This is a genomic window from Aequorivita aquimaris, assembly GCF_001573155.1.
Classification (GTDB): Bacteria; Bacteroidota; Bacteroidia; order Flavobacteriales; family Flavobacteriaceae; genus Aequorivita; species Aequorivita aquimaris.
Map to the genome: position 1 here is coordinate 1 of NZ_JRWG01000066.1, position 603 is coordinate 603.

The following is a 603-nucleotide window of genomic DNA, read 5'->3' on the forward strand; positions in this document are numbered from 1 at the left end:
AGGCCGATCCCAAGGCGGCAGCGAAGATCGATCCGCGCATCAAGGCGGATTTCGACAAGACCGACACCAATCACGACGGCTTCATCAGCCGCGCCGAGGTCGATGCCCGCGTCGCGCGCATGGATGTCGGCAAGACGCAGATGCCCGCTGCCAAGGCGAAGGCGATGGCCGATGCCTGGTTCAACACCGCCGATGCCAACCATGACGGCAAGGTCTCGCCTGCCGAGATGCAGGGCCTCTTCCGCGCGATCGCCTCGCGCTACGACCTTAACCACGACGGCGTCATCAGCCTCGACGAACGCGCCGCCGCCCGCGCCGCGGTGATGGGCGGCCCCGCCAAGGCGCTGCCGCAGGGGCGGTAATCCCTATCGATCCGTCACCCTGGACGTGATCCGGGGTCCCGCTTCTTCTTCGCTGCCAGATCAAGCGGGACCCCGGCTCAAGGCCGGGGCGACGGGAAGGGTGACGTGACCCCCACACCCGTCATTCCCGCGAAGGCGGGAATCCATAACCTCTGACGTCTCGGCAAGAGGCGCAACGGTAGCGCGTCTGGATTCCCGCCTGCGCGGGAATGACGAATGTGGAGGGCGTTATCGCCCGCGC

1 protein-coding gene is annotated in these 603 nt (G+C 67.0%); it reads left to right on the forward strand.

The features are described from left to right. Window positions 1-362, forward strand: a 362-nt coding sequence (locus tag LS48_RS15945; RefSeq protein ID WP_062623218.1) for an EF-hand domain-containing protein, incomplete at its 5' end; no start/stop codon positions are given. Window positions 363-603: the final 241 nt, after the last annotated feature.